The sequence below is a fragment of the Streptomyces sp. NPDC015125 genome (assembly GCF_043080045.1).
GTDB lineage: Bacteria > Actinomycetota > Actinomycetes > Streptomycetales > Streptomycetaceae > Streptomyces.
The window spans coordinates 45,566-62,846 of the sequence record NZ_JBIBVF010000013.1 but is presented as its reverse complement, the minus strand read 5'-3'; the positions used below and the strand labels follow the sequence as shown (position 1 = coordinate 62,846).

General features: G+C 70.5%; 17 protein-coding genes. 6 read left to right on the top strand and 11 right to left on the bottom strand.

Going from position 1 to position 17,281, the window contains the following annotated elements:
* Positions 1–9: 9 nt before the first annotated feature.
* A complete protein-coding gene (locus tag ACF088_RS25125) occupies positions 10–996 on the bottom strand; it encodes an antibiotic biosynthesis monooxygenase (protein ID WP_392378029.1) in 987 nt (328 codons plus the stop codon).
* Between the two features lie 94 nt (positions 997–1,090).
* On the opposite strand from ACF088_RS25125, the gene ACF088_RS25120 reads away from it, so the two are divergent.
* Complete coding sequence (locus ACF088_RS25120; RefSeq protein WP_392378028.1) at positions 1,091–1,657, top strand: nucleoside deaminase; 567 nt, start codon at positions 1,091–1,093, stop codon at positions 1,655–1,657.
* A gap of 184 nt (positions 1,658–1,841) precedes the next feature.
* Here the strand turns inward: ACF088_RS25120 and ACF088_RS25115 are convergent, their stop codons facing one another.
* The gene (locus ACF088_RS25115; protein WP_392378027.1) at positions 1,842–2,609 is read right to left on the bottom strand and encodes a hypothetical protein; all 768 of its coding nucleotides are present in this window, start codon (positions 2,607–2,609) and stop codon (positions 1,842–1,844) included.
* 713 nt (positions 2,610–3,322) lie between these two features.
* Here ACF088_RS25115 and ACF088_RS25110 point away from each other — a divergent pair.
* Both ACF088_RS25110 and ACF088_RS25105 read left to right on the top strand, forming a co-directional pair.
* Positions 3,323–4,129: a histone deacetylase gene (locus tag ACF088_RS25110; RefSeq protein ID WP_392378026.1), complete on the top strand. Its 807-nt coding sequence runs from the start codon at positions 3,323–3,325 to the stop codon at positions 4,127–4,129.
* A gap of 162 nt (positions 4,130–4,291) precedes the next feature.
* On the top strand, positions 4,292–4,870 hold the full coding sequence (locus ACF088_RS25105) for a dihydrofolate reductase family protein (protein ID WP_392378025.1): 579 nt from the start codon (positions 4,292–4,294) through the stop codon (positions 4,868–4,870).
* A gap of 122 nt (positions 4,871–4,992) precedes the next feature.
* On the opposite strand, the gene ACF088_RS25100 is transcribed toward ACF088_RS25105, so the two are convergent.
* The gene (locus ACF088_RS25100) at positions 4,993–5,793 is read right to left on the bottom strand and encodes a TIGR01458 family HAD-type hydrolase (RefSeq protein ID WP_392378024.1); all 801 of its coding nucleotides are present in this window, start codon (positions 5,791–5,793) and stop codon (positions 4,993–4,995) included.
* Between the two features lie 256 nt (positions 5,794–6,049).
* On the opposite strand from ACF088_RS25100, the gene ACF088_RS25095 reads away from it, so the two are divergent.
* On the top strand, positions 6,050–7,414 hold the full coding sequence (locus ACF088_RS25095) for a phosphoribosyltransferase family protein (protein WP_392378023.1): 1,365 nt from the start codon (positions 6,050–6,052) through the stop codon (positions 7,412–7,414).
* Positions 7,415–7,489: 75 nt separating this feature from the next.
* Here the strand turns inward: ACF088_RS25095 and ACF088_RS25090 are convergent, their stop codons facing one another.
* Positions 7,490–7,813 (bottom strand): putative quinol monooxygenase, encoded by a 324-nt coding sequence (locus ACF088_RS25090; RefSeq protein ID WP_392378022.1) that lies wholly within the window; start codon positions 7,811–7,813, stop codon positions 7,490–7,492.
* A gap of 172 nt (positions 7,814–7,985) precedes the next feature.
* Between ACF088_RS25090 and ACF088_RS25085 the strand changes: the two genes are divergently transcribed.
* A complete protein-coding gene (locus ACF088_RS25085; protein WP_392378021.1) occupies positions 7,986–8,801 on the top strand; it encodes a DUF899 family protein in 816 nt (271 codons plus the stop codon).
* Between the two features lie 84 nt (positions 8,802–8,885).
* On the opposite strand, the gene ACF088_RS25080 is transcribed toward ACF088_RS25085, so the two are convergent.
* Positions 8,886–9,716 (bottom strand): hypothetical protein, encoded by an 831-nt coding sequence (locus ACF088_RS25080; RefSeq protein WP_392378020.1) that lies wholly within the window; start codon positions 9,714–9,716, stop codon positions 8,886–8,888.
* Positions 9,717–10,166: 450 nt separating this feature from the next.
* On the opposite strand from ACF088_RS25080, the gene ACF088_RS25075 reads away from it, so the two are divergent.
* On the top strand, positions 10,167–11,225 hold the full coding sequence (locus tag ACF088_RS25075; protein ID WP_392378019.1) for a serine hydrolase domain-containing protein: 1,059 nt from the start codon (positions 10,167–10,169) through the stop codon (positions 11,223–11,225).
* A gap of 103 nt (positions 11,226–11,328) precedes the next feature.
* On the opposite strand, the gene ACF088_RS25070 is transcribed toward ACF088_RS25075, so the two are convergent.
* The 6 genes from ACF088_RS25070 to ACF088_RS25045 all read right to left on the bottom strand — a co-directional run bounded on the left by ACF088_RS25070 (position 11,329) and on the right by ACF088_RS25045 (position 17,077).
* Positions 11,329–11,406 carry a 50S ribosomal protein bL37 gene (locus ACF088_RS25070; protein WP_370454205.1) on the bottom strand — a complete coding sequence of 26 codons (78 nt, stop codon included), beginning with the start codon at positions 11,404–11,406 and terminating at the stop codon, positions 11,329–11,331.
* Positions 11,407–11,652: 246 nt separating this feature from the next.
* Entirely contained in the window at positions 11,653–12,861 is a 1,209-nt protein-coding gene (locus ACF088_RS25065) for a 4-hydroxybenzoate 3-monooxygenase (protein ID WP_392378018.1), read from the bottom strand.
* A 129-nt stretch (positions 12,862–12,990) separates the two neighbouring features.
* The gene (locus ACF088_RS25060) at positions 12,991–13,674 is read right to left on the bottom strand and encodes a class F sortase (protein WP_392378017.1); all 684 of its coding nucleotides are present in this window, start codon (positions 13,672–13,674) and stop codon (positions 12,991–12,993) included.
* Positions 13,671–14,495: a hypothetical protein gene (locus ACF088_RS25055; protein ID WP_392378016.1), complete on the bottom strand. Its 825-nt coding sequence runs from the start codon at positions 14,493–14,495 to the stop codon at positions 13,671–13,673. Before ACF088_RS25055 ends, ACF088_RS25060 begins: the two co-directional genes overlap by 4 nt.
* A gap of 373 nt (positions 14,496–14,868) precedes the next feature.
* The gene (locus ACF088_RS25050; protein WP_392378015.1) at positions 14,869–15,135 is read right to left on the bottom strand and encodes a hypothetical protein; all 267 of its coding nucleotides are present in this window, start codon (positions 15,133–15,135) and stop codon (positions 14,869–14,871) included.
* Positions 15,136–15,670: 535 nt separating this feature from the next.
* Positions 15,671–17,077: a short-chain fatty acyl-CoA regulator family protein gene (locus tag ACF088_RS25045; RefSeq protein ID WP_392378014.1), complete on the bottom strand. Its 1,407-nt coding sequence runs from the start codon at positions 17,075–17,077 to the stop codon at positions 15,671–15,673.
* Positions 17,078–17,281 lie beyond the last annotated feature (204 nt).

The following is a 17,281-nucleotide window of genomic DNA, read 5'->3' as shown; positions in this document are numbered from 1 at the left end:
CGCGCCCCCTCACCAGATCTGGTGGGTGATCAGGCCGAAGACACCGATGCACACCAGGTAGCCGAGCACCACCAAGGCGAAGCCCAGCACCTGCGCCCGGCGGTTTCCGGCAACCCGGGAGGGCACCAGCCAGAAGGCGAACGCCCTGTTCACCAGCGGCATCAGCAGCCAGGTCAGCGCGCTCACGCTCAGTACGTTGGAGAGGAACAGGCCGGTGTACTCGCGGATGGTGAGCTTCTCCAGACCCACTCCGACGGTGAGGTTGAGCACCATCACCGTCGGATAGAGCGCCAGGACGACGGACATCGCCTGTTTCCAGTTGGGCGGAGCGTTGCCCCGCTTGTCATGGTCGAACTGGAACCAGCCGCTGAACGCCGAACCGACCTTGCGCACGTCGTACGAGGTGAAGTACTTGCTCCCCTCCTTCAGCAGCTTGGCGCGCACATCGGAGGCGAGCCACTCGTCGAGGTGCTCGCGGGAGTCGAACCGGAAGACGACGACCCAGTGCTCCTGCACGCCCTCCACCGGCTTGAAGAGTTCGGAACCCATGAAGCCCGGCGCCTTCTCCTGCGCCCTGAGCGTCTTTTCCTGCCAGGTGAGGAACTGCTGCTCGGACCCCGGCTTCACCACATGGGAGATGACCGCCGTCACCACGTCGGTTACCGGCGGTGCGGGGCTGCCGCCGTGGAGCACCTCCTGCGTCGGAGGGCCCTCGAAGAGTTCCCGCGCCTCATCCAGCAATGCCTGCCGCCGGTTCGAATCCAGCCAGGCGGTCAGCTGGCCCATACCGGAAAACCGGAATACGGCCACCCATTCGTTTTTCTCGCCGGCGCCTGGGTACACCTCGGCGCCCACGAAACCCTCGAATTCACCGGCGGCCTGATTTGTCCTGGCCTGCCAGCGCTGATACTCGTCGGTCCGGCCTTCGCGCACCTTCTGCGAGGTCACAACGGTGGCGTTGGCTGCCGCGGAACCACGGCTTGCACGGGCACTCACCTTGAGTAGCCTAGTACAGAAGAGATTTACACGGCAAATGGGGCATTTTTCTCACCGTTCCGCAGAGGAATCGATGCCGATCGGAGACTCCGTAATGGAACAGAAAGAACTTCTCGCAGAGGCTGTACGGCTCGCCACGGAATCCGTGGAGAACGGCTGGGGCGGCCCGTTCGGCGCGGTGCTCACGCGTGACGGGAACATCGTCGCCCGCGGGCAGAACCGTGTGCTGCTGACCGGCGACCCCACCGCGCACGCCGAAATGGAGACGATCCGGAAGGCCGTGCAGATCCTCAACCCCGAAGCTCCGAGCATCGCCGTGGAGCGTCAGAACGAGAGCACGCTGGAGTACGTCCCGCGACCCCCCGGGTCACCGGACCCGGTCCCGGAGCGGGCCCGTATGCTCCAGGGCACTTCGATCTACATCAGCGGCGCGCCCTGTCCCATGTGCATGAGCGCCATCTACTGGTCGCGGATCGACGCCGTCTACTACAGCTGCGACCTCGACGACACCGCGAAGATCGGCTTCGACGACACGTTCCAGTACGAGGACTTCAAGCGGCCGCTCGACGAGCGCAGGATCAAGATCGAACAGATCTACCCCGAGATGGGCGCCCAGTCGTACGCGGCCTGGACGAACCGGCCGGACAAGCACCCGTACTGACGGAGGATCACCGGTCGGCACCGCGGAGGCGGAACAAGGCACGGCCCGTGACGGCCGCCCGGCGCGCCGGGCGGCCGTCCCTTCGCGGGAGCGACCCGGGCGGGCGTGCGCGGCGCCCGGCCCGGGTCGCGTCCGGTAGTCGTGCGCGGACCAGCCGGCAGGGCGCGCAGCGGGCCCGGCCGGCTCACTCGTACATCACGTACTCCGGCTGCGGCCGCAGGGCCAGCACCTCCTCAGGCGTCATCAGGCGGCTGCCCTTCGCGTCCTCCTCGTAGAACAGCTTGAAACCGGTGTGGAGGCCGTCGGGCAGATCCTCGACCAGCCGGTGCCAGGTCCCGCGCTTCAGGCCCGGCGAGCCGATGCCGTCGACGCTCTTGATGAGCGCGACGCCGGGCTGGGGCCGCAGGGCGGACTGCTCGCCCACGACGGAGGTGGCCACCTGGTGGAAGACCAGCGGCTTCTGCGGCAGATCGTGCGCCTGCACCAGCCCGGACAGATAGCGGGCCACCTTGGTCAGCTCATGACCATCGGTGTGCCCATAGGTGTCACCCGGCACCTCGCCGGAGCCCATCTCCCATTCCGGGTCGAGAGCGATCCCGACATCAGGGTGGACGAGCCAGTCGCGCAGCGCCTTGACCTCGTCGAGCATCGAGGCGCGGCCCGGCTGGATGTTCAGCAGCAGCAGCGCCCGGCGGGTGCGCGCCAGGCGGTGGAAGCGGCGGATGGTGGCCGGGGGCGTCCGGGAGCGGTAGGTGCCGTCCGGGCCGGCCGTGGCGTTGGCCACCGTCGCCAGAAGTTCGAGTACGGGCAGCGGTTCGCGCCCCGCGGCGTACGCATGCGCCACCTTCTCCGCCTGGGCGGCCCGCTGTTCCGGGTCACCGGTCCCCAGCCGGCCGAGCGCCGCCGCGCCGGGCAGACCACAGAACCCGATGAGCCGGTAGCGCGGGAACAATTCCCTGCCACCACGTGGCAGTTCGGGGCGACGCCGCCTTGTCGGGCGGGCCGACGGGGGCGCCGTCGCGGAACCGGACGGGCCCGGGGTCCCGGATCCGGAGGGGGAGGCAGGCGAGCCACCGGGTGGCGATGCCTTGGGTGCGGAGTCCGCACGGGAGGAGGACTGCCCGCACGCCGTGAGCAGTCCCAGCCCCGCCGCTGCCGTGGCCGCGAGCAGATGACGCCGGCTCGCCTCCGGCGGTGGAGAGGGCGTTGCGGGGCGGCGGGCGGCCACCCCTGCGCTGCGTATCCCGGCGTCCTCTCGCCCTGACACCTCGTCCGCCACACTGCCTCCGTCCCCCGGTGTCCGGCCGATGACCGGGCACCGGCTGTCTTTCGGACCGGTCCTTCCGTGCAGTGCGCATCTCCAGACCACTCGCGGCAAAACCCGTAGGGGAAATGATCAGGCCACGTCACACCGGCCGTCCGCTCCGTTCACCGGCACTTCACCGCGTCGCCGCCGCGGCGCTACGGATGTACGCGCCGGACGCCCCCGGGCACCGCGGGCACCGCGGGCACCGCGGGCACCGCGGGCACCGCGGGCACCGCGGACCCTGCCGGACTGCGCGGCCCCCCGGACGCCGCGGCCCCTGTCGAGCACGGCAGCCCCTGAGGACACCGCGGACCCTGCCGGACGGCGCCGTGGCGGACCCGGCCGCGTAGCGTGAGGACGTGATCAGGCCCCAACGCCTCGAAGCCCTCGACCACTCCCCCGAAGCCGTCCGCCGCCTCACCCCCGTCCGCCGCCTCTGGTACGCCGCATACGGGTCCAACATGCATGCCGAGCGGCTGGCCTGCTATCTGGCCGGCGGGCAACCCCCGGGCGGGCTGCGCACCTACCCGGGCTGCCGGGACCCCCGTCTGCCGACGCGTACGGCACCGATCATGCTGCCCGGTCTGCTGTACTTCGCCACGGAATCGCAGGTGTGGACCGGCGGCAGCGCCTTCTACGACCCCGGCCCCGGCCCGGACCGCACACCTGCCGATGACGCAACCGGCCGGCGGTCCGACGACGCAATCGTCCGGCGACCCGGTGCCGCAACCGGCCGACGACCCGGTGGCGCAACCGGCCGGCGGCTCAGTGCCGCCGAACTGCCCGCTCAGGGCTATCTACTGACGCTCTCTCAGTTCTCCGATATCGCCGCTCAGGAGATGCACCGGGAACCCGGCCGGGATCTCGACGTGACGGAGGCCCTCACCCACGGCCGGGCCCGGACCGGCCCCGGCCGGTACGAAACCCTGGTGTGCGCCGGACTGCTGGACGGTTACCCGGTGCTGACCTTCACCTCCCCGTGGAACAGCCAGGACATCGCCATGAACCCGCCCGCGGCGGCCTACCTGCGGCACATCGCGGCCGGCATCGTCGCCTCCCACGGATGGAGCGCGCGCCGGGCCGCCGAGTACCTTGCCGGCTGCCCCGGAGCCGAGGGGCACTGGACGGCCACGGAGATCGCGGCGCTGCTCGACGACCCGCGGTGACCGGCGGTGACCGGCGCGCACCCTCCCGGCTCGCCCTGAGCAGCGCACACCCGCCGCCACCGCCCCGTCCCGGGCACACTGGTGCCACCCAGTCGGTGGACCCCCGGTGGACCCCGGTGAACCCGGTGGACCCCGGCCCCGAGGACTTCAGCGAGGACCGTGATGAGAAAGATCATCTTGTCGATGTCGGTGTCCCTTGACGGCTTCATCGAGGGACCGGAGCGGCAGATCGACTGGCATCAGGTCGACGACGAACTGCACCGGCACTTCAACGAGCAGCTCCGGCAGATGGGCGCCTTCATGAACGGCCGGGTCACCCATGAACTCATGGCGGAGTTCTGGCCGACCGCGGACGCCGACCCCTCAATCACCGGCCCCATGGCCGAATTTGCCGGGATCTGGCGGGACACACCCAAGATCGTGTTCTCCCGGACCCTGGAACGGGCCGACTGGAACACCACCATCATGCGCGATGTCGTCCCCGAGGAGATCGAGGCGCTCAAGGCGCAGCCGGGCGGAGACCTGGCGCTCGGTGGCGCCGATCTCGCCGCGGCGTTCATGGCACACGACCTGGTCGACGAGTACCGCGTCTACGTCCATCCGGTCCTCATCGGCCGGGGCAAACCCCTCTTCCGCGACACGGACGCCACGACCTTTCTGCGGCTCGCCGGGACCCGGGCCTTCGGCAACGGCGTCGTCCTCCTCCACTACCGGCGCGCCGAGGGCCCGGCCACGGGATGACCGCCCGCGGCCGCACCGGTCCACGGGGCCGCTGGTTCACCGGCCCGCACCGTCAGGCGCGCGCACCGTCACCGCGCGCGCCGCGCCCGCACCGTCACGGCAGCACCGTCACGACAGCACCGTCACGACAGCCCCAGCAGACCGGGCAGATCGGCGAAGGAATCGAGCACATGGTCAGGTGTGCCGTCGGCCGCCCGGTGTGTCTCCGGCAGATACTTGCCGGTCTTGACGAGCACACCGGTGAGCCCGCAGCGCTGGGCCGCCAGCACATCGGACTCGATGTCGTCGCCCACCATCAGTGCTTCCGCGGCCGGGGCACCGACGTGCGCCAGGGCGGTGGCGAAGAACGCCTCCGCCGGCTTGCCGGTGACCGTTGCCTCGACCCCCGCGGCCCGTTCCAGCCCCGGCAGGAAGGCCCCGGTGTCCAGGTCGAGCCCGTCGGTCGTACGCCAGTACAGATTGCGGTGCATGGCGACCAGCCGGGCACCGCATTGCAGCTGCCGGAAGGCGCTGTTGAGAGCCGGGTAGCTGAAAGCCTCGCCCGCGCCGCCGAACACGATCACCTCCGGCGCCTCCCGGTCCTCGTCGCCGGCCTCCTCCCCCACGAGCGTCACTCCTGCCAGATCCGCCCGGACCTCACCGCTGCTGATCAGCCGGCAGCGTGCCTGCGGATGGTGTGCGCGCAGGTAAGCCGCCGTGACGGCGGGCGCGGTCAGAATGTCGTCGGCACCGACCGGAAATCCCTCCTCGGCCAGCCGCCCGGCGACCGCGGCCCGGGTCCGTGAGGTGGTGTTGGTGACCAGCACCAGCGGAAGTCCCGCGGCGCGCAGCCGTTCCATGGCCGCCACCGCGCCGGGCAGCGCCTTCCAGGACACGGTGAGCACGCCGTCGATATCGATCAGGACCGCTCCGATTCCCTTCATACGCCGACGGTAACCACCATCCGGCCTGGCCGGGCGATGATCGGGCACCGCCCGGGTACGGCCCGGGTGCTGCCCGGGTCCTGCCGGTGGCAGAGCACCGGCAGTGGCCGGGCAGCGGCAGTGGCCGGGCAGCGGTGACCGGGCAGCGGTGACCGGGCACCGCCACGGCCCGACTTGCGAAGCCACCCCGGATGCGGTTATTTCGAAGTGAGGTGTGGACGCAGCTACCGTCTCCCCTGGCTAGGGGGTGCACACTGTGCTGTTCACTGACCGTGCGGATGCGGGGCACCGGCTCGCCGAATCGCTGGGGCACCTGCAGGGCGACGAGCCCGTCGTGCTGGGCCTGCCGCGTGGCGGGGTCCCGGTGGCCTTCGAAGTGGCCCGGGCGCTGGGGGCGCCGCTCGATGTGATCGTGGTCCGCAAGCTGGGGGTCCCCTACCAGCGCGAACTGGGTTTCGGCGCCATCGGCGAAGGCGGCGTAAGGGTGATCAGCGACGACATCGTCCGCCGCGGCCGGCTCGACCAGGCGGACCTGACATCCGTGGAGCACGCCGAGGCGGCGGAGCTCACGCGCCAGGCGGAGCGCTTCCGCGCCGGGCGGCGACGGCTCGACCTCGCCGGCCGCACGGCGATCGTCGTGGACGACGGGATCGCGACCGGCGCCACCGCGGCCGCCGCCTGCGAGGTGGTACGCGCACAGGGTGCGGCCCGGGTGGTGCTTGCGGTACCCGTGGCGCCTCCGGACGCGGCCGAGCGGCTGCGCGGCTCGACCGATGAATTCGTCTGCCTCTCCACCCCGTTCGCCTTCTCCGCCGTCGGCGAGTGGTACCGGGACTTCTCCCAGACCCCGGACGACGAGGTCGTCTCCTTGCTGGCACAGGCCGCGGCCGGGCCCGAGGCGGCCGCCGGGGCTCCTGACGGGACGGGGGCGCGGACGGTGGCGGCGCCGGATCCGGCGGAGACGGAGCCGGCGGAGGAAACGGATGTGGCGGAGGAGGTGGCGATCGACGCCGCCGGGGTCCGGCTCACCGGGGACCTCGCCGTGCCGGCGGGGGCCCTGGCGGTGGTGATGTTCGCCCATGGCTCGGGCAGCAGCCGGCACAGCCCGCGCAACCGCCTGGTTGCCGCGGCCCTGAACGAGGCGGGCCTGGGCACCCTGCTCTTCGACCTGCTCACACCGGCCGAGGAAGCCCACCGGTCGAACGTCTTCGACACCGAAACGCTCGCCGAGCGGCTGGCGGACGCCACCGGGTGGCTGCGCGGCCGCTTCGCCGGCCCGATCGGCTACTTCGGCGCCAGCACCGGTGCCGCGGCGGCACTACGGGCCGCCGCGGCACCCGGCGCGGACATCGCTGCCGTGGTCTCCCGCGGCGGCCGCCCCGACCTCGCCGGACCACTTCTCCCCGGCGTACGGGCGCCGACGCTGCTCATCGTGGGCGGCAACGATCCCGTGGTCATCGAGCTCAACCGCGAGGCCGAGGCGGCGCTGCGCGCGGAGACCCGCCTGGAGATCGTTCCCGGCGCCACCCATCTCTTCGAGGAACGCGGGGCCCTCCAGCAGGTCGCCGACCTCGCCCGGGACTGGTTTGTCAGCCACTTGGTGACACCGGCCCGGCCGTAGCGGGCGGGGGAGCCCTACCGTCCGGTGCGGTGCCCCGGACCGGCCACCGACCGAGGCAGGTGCCCCGGACCGGCCTCAGTCGATGGTGATCTCACCCATCGCGCTCCACCCGCCCGCACCCTCGATGGTGGTGCTCACGATGTCCGGGGTGCGGCGCAGCAGCGGGCGCATCGTCTCGATTGCGGCGCGGAAGTGGTCGGAGTTGACATGCGCTTCGGCGGCGTCGTCCTTGAATGCCTCGACCAGGACATAGGTGTTCGGGTCCTCGATGCTGCGGGACCATTCGAACCACAGGTTGCCGGGCTCGGCGCGGGTGGCGCCGGTGAAGGATTCGACGTGCTGCGGCCACTCTTCGGCGTACTCGGGTTTCACGGGGAACTTGACGACAATAAAGATCATCCACCGAGTCTAAGAGCGCGTCGGTGACGTTGTCAGCCCGAGGTGGTCCGTGCAGGCTCGGCCGTGGGCGCCCCCCTGCGGCGATGAGTTTCGACCGCGTCAGGAGTCTGTTGTGGTGAGCGTCGTGGGACGCCGTACGACGCCGCCCGGCACGAGACACCACGGAGGACACATGACGACCAGGCCCGGCAACGCGAGCAGCGACCTCCCCGGCAAGCCGCCAGTCGTCGACCTGGCCACCTGGCAGGCGGCGCGCGAGGAACTGCTGGTCCGCGAGAAGGCACACACCCATGAGGGCGACGCGATCGCCGCGGCCCGGCGGCGGCTGCCGATGGTCGAGCTCGACGGCGCGGTCGAGGTCACCGGCGTTGACGGGCCGGTCCCGTTCCTCGACCTGTTCCAGGGGCGCGACGAACTCGTGGTCTACCAGCACATGTGGTACGACGGCGCGCCGCACCAGGGGCAGTGCGAGGGCTGCACCACCACGGCCTGGCACATGAAGGACGCCGCCTACCTCAACGCCCGGGGCGTCTCGTTCGCCGTCCTGACCTCGGGCCCATGGGACGAGGTGGCTCCCTACGTCGCGTTCATGGGCTACCCCCAGCCCTGGTACTCGGTGCGGGGTGTGGCGGCGCCGGTCGGCGGAGAAATGGGGCACCTCAGGTGTTTCCTGCGCGAAGGAGACCGCCTGTTCCTCACCTACTCCACCACGGGCCGTGGCAATGAGCCGGTCAACGGGTCCCTCGGCCTGCTCGACATGACGCCCTACGGCCGCGGGGAGGCGTGGGAGGACAACCCCGAGGGTCGGCCCGTGCTCGGCGATGTCCGCGAGGGGCACCCCTCCGAGGCCCGCCAGTCCTGCTGGTACTGGCGCTCGGACGCCGACGGCGTCGCCACCTGGGGCCCGACCAGCCGGCCCGTGCCGCAGTGGACCCGCCCCGGCGCGACCCCCGTGGAGACCCTCGGCCGGCACGGCCACCACCACTGACGCGCCGTCGTCGACGGCTTCGGCAGAAGGTGTGCGGTGCTCACCCGGCGCCTGCCACGGCCAACCGGGGCCTTCGTGCCGCCGTCACGCGTGGCCGCCTGTATCGGGCTCGGCCGGCGAGGGGCGGTTCAGTGACTTGACCAGCAGTACCCCTACCACGATCAGCGCTATCCCGAGCCATACCGGCCCTGCGTTGAAGGCGAGCACCAGGATGCCCACCGGGGTCAGATAGCCGACGAGCGGAAGGAGCAGGTCGCTGACCGGTGGTTCCGGCGGTCCGGGCAGACCCTGTTCCCGCCGGGCGCGCGCACGCACGACGTCCGGATACCACCGCGTGAACTGCAGCGCGACGATGATGGCCGCGATTTGGATGATCCACCCCGTCCACAGATTGTTGGAATTGTGGAGCACGAGGTCGCCACAGGCACCCGCTATCGCCGCCACCCCGAAAGCCGCACCCCATACACCGGTGATGTAGTAATTGGTGCGCAGAAATCCGGGCGTGTTCCAGAACTTGCGGGGTACTTGTTCCCGGGCGTACTGCAGGGTGAACGGCACCCGGATCGCCATGGATCCGAGGGCGATCACCAGGAGCGCAATATTCGAAACCTCCCCCGAGTAATTCTCCAACCAGCGCAGGGTGCCGGGGGACGCGAAGATACCGATGACCGCCATCGCCGCGAAGAAGACGACATCGGCAATCTCAAGGATTTTCAAGGAGCCGCCCGGATGGCGTTTACGGCCGATGACGACGATCGCCACCGCGAGGGCGAGCGCCGTGGCCACCGCCAATTCATAGCGGCCAGGCCCGACCAGCACCGACATCGCGATCCAGGGCGTCATCCCGAGGACGGGGCTGTCGAGCACGGGCGACAGCCGTCCACCGGCGGCGGTCTCCCGCTGGCCGAGTGACATGGCAACAGCTCCTCCGGGTGGGGAACTCCCTCCACGCTAAACCTCGGCAACGGCTCCCTCTACTCGGACATCGGAGGGCCACCGGACACCGGACGGCTACCGCCCGCCGGACGGCTACCGGACACCGGAACCTGGCGTCGCGGCGGCCGGCGGACCACGGCATGGAGACCGGTACCTCATGCGGGTGGGTGTTCACCGTGGTCAAGGGCACGTCCCGAGGCGGCTCAGGGGCGGATCAGGGGCGGATCAGGGAGATCCCTGAAGGCAGCGCGGGCGGCACACGGAAAGCTGTCCGGCATGAGTCCTTCTCCCTTGACCCGCAGGGTGGTTGTGGGCGCCGCACTGTCCGGTGCGGTGGCCGCAGCGACAACGGGTCCCGCGCGGGCCTCCTCCCGTCCGCCCGCGGCCCGCTCGTCAGTCGGTCCGCCGCCTCGGCCCGGTCCGGCGCCCGTGCCTGTTCCTCCGCTGAACGTGGCGGCGCTGCGGGCCGCCATAGGTGACCTCGCGCATCCGCAGCTGACCGGCTCCCAGCTGCGGGTGAGCGGCTCTGCCGGGCGGTGGTACGGCACCGCGGGCGTCGCCGACCGGGACTCCGGCCGGGAGATCCATGAGCGGGACGCCTTCCGGATCGGCAGTATCACCAAGGTGTTCGTGGCGACGGTGGTGCTGCAGCTCGCGGCCGAACACCGGCTCCCGCTGGAGACTCCGGTCCAGCGGTGTCTCCCGGGTCTGCTGCCGGCGCATTTTCCGCCGATCACGGTGTTGCAACTGCTGCAGCACACCAGCGGGCTCCCCGACGAGCAGGAACCGCCCTATGACCTGTCCACACCGGAGTCCATCGCCCGGCACCGCTACGACCGGTGGACGCCCCACCAGATCGTGGCGCTGGTTTCGCACGGTTCCATGAAGTTCACCCCGGGCACCAAGCAGGAGTACCGGGGCATCAATTACGTCCTTCTGGCACTGCTGATCGAGGGGCTGACGGGGCGCCGTTACGGCGAGGTGGTCGCCGATCGCGTGCTGCGCCCGCTGGGCCTGCGGCATACCTCCGTGCCCGGCAACGACCCGCGCATCCACGGGCCCCATGTGCACGGCTATCTGAAGATGACGGACGGGTCCCTGCTGGACATCACCGCGTTCGACCAGTCGCTCGCCTGGGGGGAGGGCGAGATGATCTCCCACACCGGTGATCTGGACCGCTTCCTGACCGCCCTGTTCTCGGGCGAACTCCTGCCGCCTCGCCAGTCGGAGCGGATGTTCACGCTGCCGCCCGACGAGGTGCGCATGCTGGACGGCAGCCCTGCACGCTACTCAGCCGGCCTGCAGACCTTCACGATCAACGGCATCACGCTGTGGGGCAAGACCGGTGAACGGTACGGCTATTCCTCGGCCCTGTTCGCCACCCGCGACCAACAGCGGCGCGTGGTCATCTCGTTCAACCCGACCCGTCGCGACGCCACCCAGGCGCAGGCCACCCAGCGCATAGCCGAGGCCCTGACCAGGCCGTGACCAGGGTGCGGTGACCACTGTGGGCTCCTCGCGTCCGCCGGAACGGAGGCGAGGAGCCCACAGAAACCCCCTGGGGGAGGTCCCTCAGGTCACCGTCCTTGATTCAGGACTGCGGCCGCTTGCCGTGGTTGGCCCCGTTCTTGCGACGGGCCTTCTTCTTGCGACGGCGCTTCGATGACATGGCGTCTCCCTTCCTCGGAGTCTCAGCGATGCTTTTCGCCGAATTTCTACCACTTCACAACGGTATCTCGCCCGGCGATCACGTGGCCGCGTACCCAGCCCACCGGGGGCCCACCCCACTCCGTCATGTGAATCACCCCACGGATGTGCGGTTTCGGGTGCGTCGGTCTCGACACTACAGATCCGCCTCTTCGCCGAGGTACAGCCCGGGCTACAGATCCGCCTCCTCGCCGAGGTACCGCCGGGCCTACAGATCCGCTTCCTCGCCGAGGTACAGCCGGGCGAACGCCTTCGCCGCGGACGGTGACCCCAGCAGCCGCCGCAGCCGCGCGGAGGCCGTGCCCGCCTGCATGCGGTCGCCGGACGAGGCACCGTGCAGCGCGTAGGAGAGCCACTGCGAGAACTCCAGGTACTGCCAGACCCGCCGCAGACAGGCCTGCCCATAGCCTTCGAGGTCGCTGTCGTCGCCCTGGTAGTGCGCGATCAGCGCCTCGCCGAGCAGCAGGGCGTCGTGGAGCGCAAGGTTCATGCCCTTGGCGGCGATCGGCGCCACCAGGTGCGCCGAGTCACCCGCCAGGTAGACGCGGCCGTACGCCATCGGCTCCACCACGTAGTCGTGCATGTCCAGGACCACCTTCTCGATCAGCGGCCCTTCGGTCAGCGGCGGGGCGCCGGCGGCGGCGAGCCGGGTGTGCAGCTCGTCCCACACCCGGCGGTGCGACCACCTCCCGGCGTCCTCGCCGGGCTCGACTTCAAGGTAGTAGCGGGTGACCTGGGGGCTACGGGCCATATGGGCACCGAATCCGCGCTCGTGGATGCCGAAGACCACACCGTCGGCGGACGGCGGCGCCTCGGCCAGGAGCGCGAGCCAGGCGACGCCGTGGTCATGACGGGTGAGGACCGCCCGGTCGGCGGGTATGGCCGCCCGGCTCACCCCGCGCGCACCGTCGCAGCCCGCGATGAAGTCGCACTCGATGCGGTGCCGGGCGCCGGTCACCGGGTCGGTGTAGGAGACGGCCGGCCGGTCCCCGTCGATGTCGTGCAACTCCACCTCGCGTACGCCGAAGCGCACCTCCCCGCCCGCCTTGTCCGCATACGACGCCACGAGGTCGGTGACCAACAGCGGCTGCGGATAGACGTAGTGGTGCCGCCCCGACAGCTCCGCCGTCCGTACGGTGTGCCGCTCGCCGTCGAAGCGGAACTCGAACTCCCCTTGGGTTTCCGCGCGTTCGAGCAGCCGGTCGGCCAGTCCGTGCCGGGCCAGCGCGTGCACCGCCCACTCCTCCATGAACCCGGCACGCGGCCGCTGCTCGATGAACTCCCTGCTCTCCGCTTCCAGCAGCACACAGTCGACTCCGGCGGCGCGCAGCAGATTCGCCACGGTGAGCCCGGCGGGCCCGGCTCCGACGATGACGACGCGGGTGTGCGTGAGGGGCAGGGAGGGGGTGGAGGACACGTCGCGGGGTTCCCTTCGAGGCGAGCAGAAAGATCGCACGCAGTATGGCGGTTGCCGGCCGCGGGCGATCCGGCGGCCCGGTCTCCCGTACGGGGCACCGGACCGTCGGCCCGTTCTCAAGGGTTCGGCTTACGCACTGCCCGTGAGGCTGGCGAACACCACCACATTGTCCGGGTAGTAGTGCTGACCCTGGTCGTACTGGCCGCCGCAGGTGATCAGGCGGAGGCCGGCATGGTCGAGGTTCTTGTACACCTCGACCGTGGGGAACTTGTCCTTCGGGTACTGGGCGACGCGGTCCACGGTGAATTTCGCCGTCTTCCCGTCCTGCCGGGCGACCTCGATGGTGTCACCGGCCTTCATCGTCGACAGCTTCTCGAACACCGACGGCTTGCCGTTCCAGGAGACATGACCTGCGATCACGGCCGGCCCCTGGGAGCCGGGCGTCGGCCCGGGCCGGTACCAGCCCGCCTTGTCGGGATCGCGCGGGGTCTCCATGGCCCCGTTCTTGTGCTGTCCCAGCGTCTCCAGTGTGGAGGAGACCTGGAGCGAAGGGATGGAGAGCCGTTCGGGAACGGACTTCGGCATGCTCCCGGCAACCTGGCTCCCGGCCCCTTTGCCCGTCGCCCCGTCGGGGGACGAGTCCCCGCCCTGGGCCGGCGGCTGCCCCGCGGGGAGCGACCGGGGCGGCGCCGTCTCCTGTCCCCCACACCCGGCGACGAGCACGCTCGCCAATGCCGCGGCGATCGCGCAGCCGAGAACCCGGTGGCCCCGGCGCCGCACGGCGATCACGCTGTCCTCGCTCCGGCGGCTCATGCGGCGCTCCCGTTGCTCCCGGGCCGCCCATCGGCGAGCACGGTCTTCCGCCGTCGCATGACGGCCAGCGCACCGGTCAACGCCACGAAGGCGACACCTCCGGCGCCCAGCACCGCGAACGGCACCCCGTTCTCCTCGGAGGGCCCGGTTCCGGTCTCGACCCCGCCGACCGGAATGGACCCCACCGCAGCGCCTTTGACCTCACCGCAGTTGGTCGGAGCGGTGGCCTCCTGGGGGAGCTTGGGGTCGAGTTCGCTCTTGCCCGCGCCGTCGAAGTCGTACTTCTGGTTGTTGTTGCGGTCGATGCCGTGCTGCACGATGTGCAGATCCTTGATGTGGTCGACCACGGCCTGGGAGACGGTGAGCGTGCGCTGGTAGGAGAGCTTGCCCTGCGCGTCCGCCACGGGCATGCGGTCGACGGCGAGGCCGCTCATCATGTCCGTGGGCCCCTTGGTCGTGAGGGAGATGTTGATGTTGCCGTAGTCGACCGTGGCTTCGGTGTTGTCGAGGACGCCGTCGCCGTTCGTGTCGTCGGTCGCATCCGGGCAGTGGAAGTCATGGCCATCGGTGGAGCCGTGCAGGTGCTGGGCGTGGGGCTGTCCGGGTACCAGTCCCTCGGACTCGATCTTCACCGTCAGCCGGTTGCCCTGGAGACTGAGCATCGCCGTGCCCTTGGAACCGGAGTTGTTCAACTGCGCCAGGTTGATCTGGAACGCTCCGGTGCCCTCGGCGGCGGCCTGGGACGAGGCGCCCACGGTGAGGGCCAGGGCGGCGGGCAGAGCGACGAGTGCGGCGAGGCGGCTGGTGCGCTTGGCTATCACGTTCGATCCTTTTCCGGCGGCCTCCGCGGGGGAAGGGGGGAGACCGCACGTCGTCCGGGTTCGAGACCGACACCTCGGCGAGGTGTCTGCCGTGATTCGGAGCCGCAACGCCCGTGGATTGGTGGAGTGTGGAAAAACTTTTGACGGCCCTCCCCTCGGGCCCGCGACGGCGCCGGCGGCACACCGGCGGTCGGGTACCGCGCGGCGGGCCGAACGCCCCTCACCGCCGGTCGGGTTACCGCGCAGCGGGCCGAATCCCCGCACCAGCGGTCGGGTACCGCGCAGCGGGCCGACACCCCGCACCAGCGACAGCACGGGAACCGGCGCGGCCGACCCGCCCTCCCGCTACTGCGCGAGCCGCGCTCCCCCGCCTTCACAAGACCTTCTTCAGTGTCTCCGTCTGCGCGATCCTGCCGGTCTTCAAGGCGATCCACGAGCCGTCGCCGAAAGCGACATCGGCCCGGAACTCCTGCCGTGCCGGGTGTGGCTGCTGCCGCTGAGACTTCGAGGGCGGCTGCGGCTGCGGCTGCGCTTCGGCACCCGTCGCTCCTCCGCCCCACTGCTGTGCCGTGCCGCCCCGCCCAGCAGCGAACGCTGCCCGGTCTCGCTCTCCGCGTACCGCTTCAGTGGCTCCGTCCATCCCACCTCGGCTCCGGCCGCCTCTCCCCCGTGGCTTCTGGCGTCCTTGAAGGCTGACTTGACGCCCCGGCGCTGTTGCCAGGAGAGCCCTGCCTCCTGCCCTCCTTGCCCGTCAGCGCCTTGGTCGTCTTGACCACGTTGCGGGCCGCTTCCGGGTCTGGTCGGCCGCTCGCTGACCAGGCAGTTCTGTTGACTGGCCGCCACCAACGCAGGTGACGGCGCGGGGTGCTGCTTGCCGCACGGCAGTCATCGGCGGCCGGCGTAAGCCGATCACGGACGAAGCTTTACGCACGCTCGAAGAACAGTTTTTGCCCGCGCCTTTCCACCGGCGAGACCCTGGGCACCCAACGGCCCGGAACGGGACGTCATTGCGCGTGCAGCACGCCCTACGTGATGTCGCGTGCAGCACGCCACAGTTGTCGTCCTGGTACGTCCACCCCGCCACGGGTCGCCCAGCGGTACGTTCCTCCCCAGGGCATACGTTCCCCCCGGGACACCGGAGGCCACCGTATGTCGCCGGCCGTTGCATCCCGCGGTCAGGCATCCGGTCCGACGACCGGGTACGGCACGAACGTGCTGCTGTTCTCGTCCACCGCGAGCCGGCGGTCCAGCGGTGGTACCGCCCGCTGCGGGCAGTCGGTGCGTTCGCAGATGCGGCAGCCCATGCCGATCGGGGTGGCCGCCGCGGCGTTGCCGAGGTCGAGGCCGTCCGAGTAGACGAGCCGGGAGGCGTGGCGGATCTCGCAGCCGAGGCCGATGGCGAACGTCTTGCCGGGTTCACCCCAGCCGCCGCGGTGCCGGGTGATCGTGCGCGCGGTCCACAGGTAACGCTGCCCGTCCGGCATCCCGGCGATCTGCACATGAATCCGGCCGGGGGTGGCAAAGGCCTCGTAGACGTTCCACAGCGGGCAGGTCCCGCCCGCCCGGGAGAAGTGGAAGCCGGTCGCGGACTGCCGTTTGGACATGTTGCCCGCGCGGTCCACCCGCACGAACGAGAACGGGACGCCCCGCAGGCGCGGGCGCTGGAGGGTGCTCAGGCGGTGGCAGACCGTCTCGTAGCCGAGGCCGAACTGGTCGGTGAGCCGCTCGATGTCGTAGCGGACCTCTTCGGCGGCCGTATGGAAGCGGCGGTAGGGAAGGATCAGCGCGGCCGCGAAGTAGTTGGCGATGCCGATACGGGCCAGCGACCAGGCGTCCGAGTCCGGGGGAAAGTCCTGTGAGGCGAGGCGGGACAGTTCATCGTCGCACTCCAGGAACGCCAGCTGCGTGGCCATCCGGAACGCCTGCTGACCGGGGCGCAGCCGACCCGACAGGCGCAGGACACGGCGGGCGTCGTCATAGTGATGCAGCACGCGCGAGTCCGCCGACACCTGGACGCGGTGGCGTTCCGCCAGGCGGGCGGTCAGGACGCGTACGACCTCACCGGGGCGGATGCCGATCTCCGTGGCGAGTTCCTCGGCGGCGAGATCGGTGTCGTGGAGGTAGTTCCGGCGGCGGTAGAAGAATTCGCGGATCTCCTCGTGTGCGGAGCGCGGCAGGGCGGTGACGGCCTGCCCCCTCCCCTCCGCGGCTTCGGCCAGCCGCTCGGCGAGCTGGTGGTTGCGGCGTCCGAGGTCGACCAACACCCCGGCGACGGCGGGCATACGGGAGGCGAGTTCCGCGAGGTCCGAGGGGGATACCCGGTCGGCGGTGATCTCATTGGCGAGGGCCTCCCGCAGGTCGGCGACGAGCCGGCTGGTGTCCCGTTCGGAGAAGAACCCCGCATCGACGCCGAACACCTCGGTGAGGCGGAGCAGGACCGGGACGGTCAGCGGGCGCGAATCGTGTTCCATCTGGTTGAGGTAGCTGGGCGAGATCTCCAGCATGCGCGCCAGGGCCGCCTGGCTCAGGCGCCGGTCCTCGCGCAGCCGGCGCAGGCGCGCTCCTGCGTAGGTCTTGCTCACGGTGGCCGCCACCCCTCTCCGTCGATCCTTCGCCGGCCGGCTTTTCCACATGCCGTCGCTCAACGCCGTCGCTCGATGCCGTCGCTCGATGCCGTCGCTCAACGCCGTTGAGCGATGCCGTTGCTCCATGCCGTCGCTCGATGTCCTCGCTGGATCTTAAGCACAGCGGCGCTGTTCCGGAGCCTTTGCAAACTTGGCAAAGAC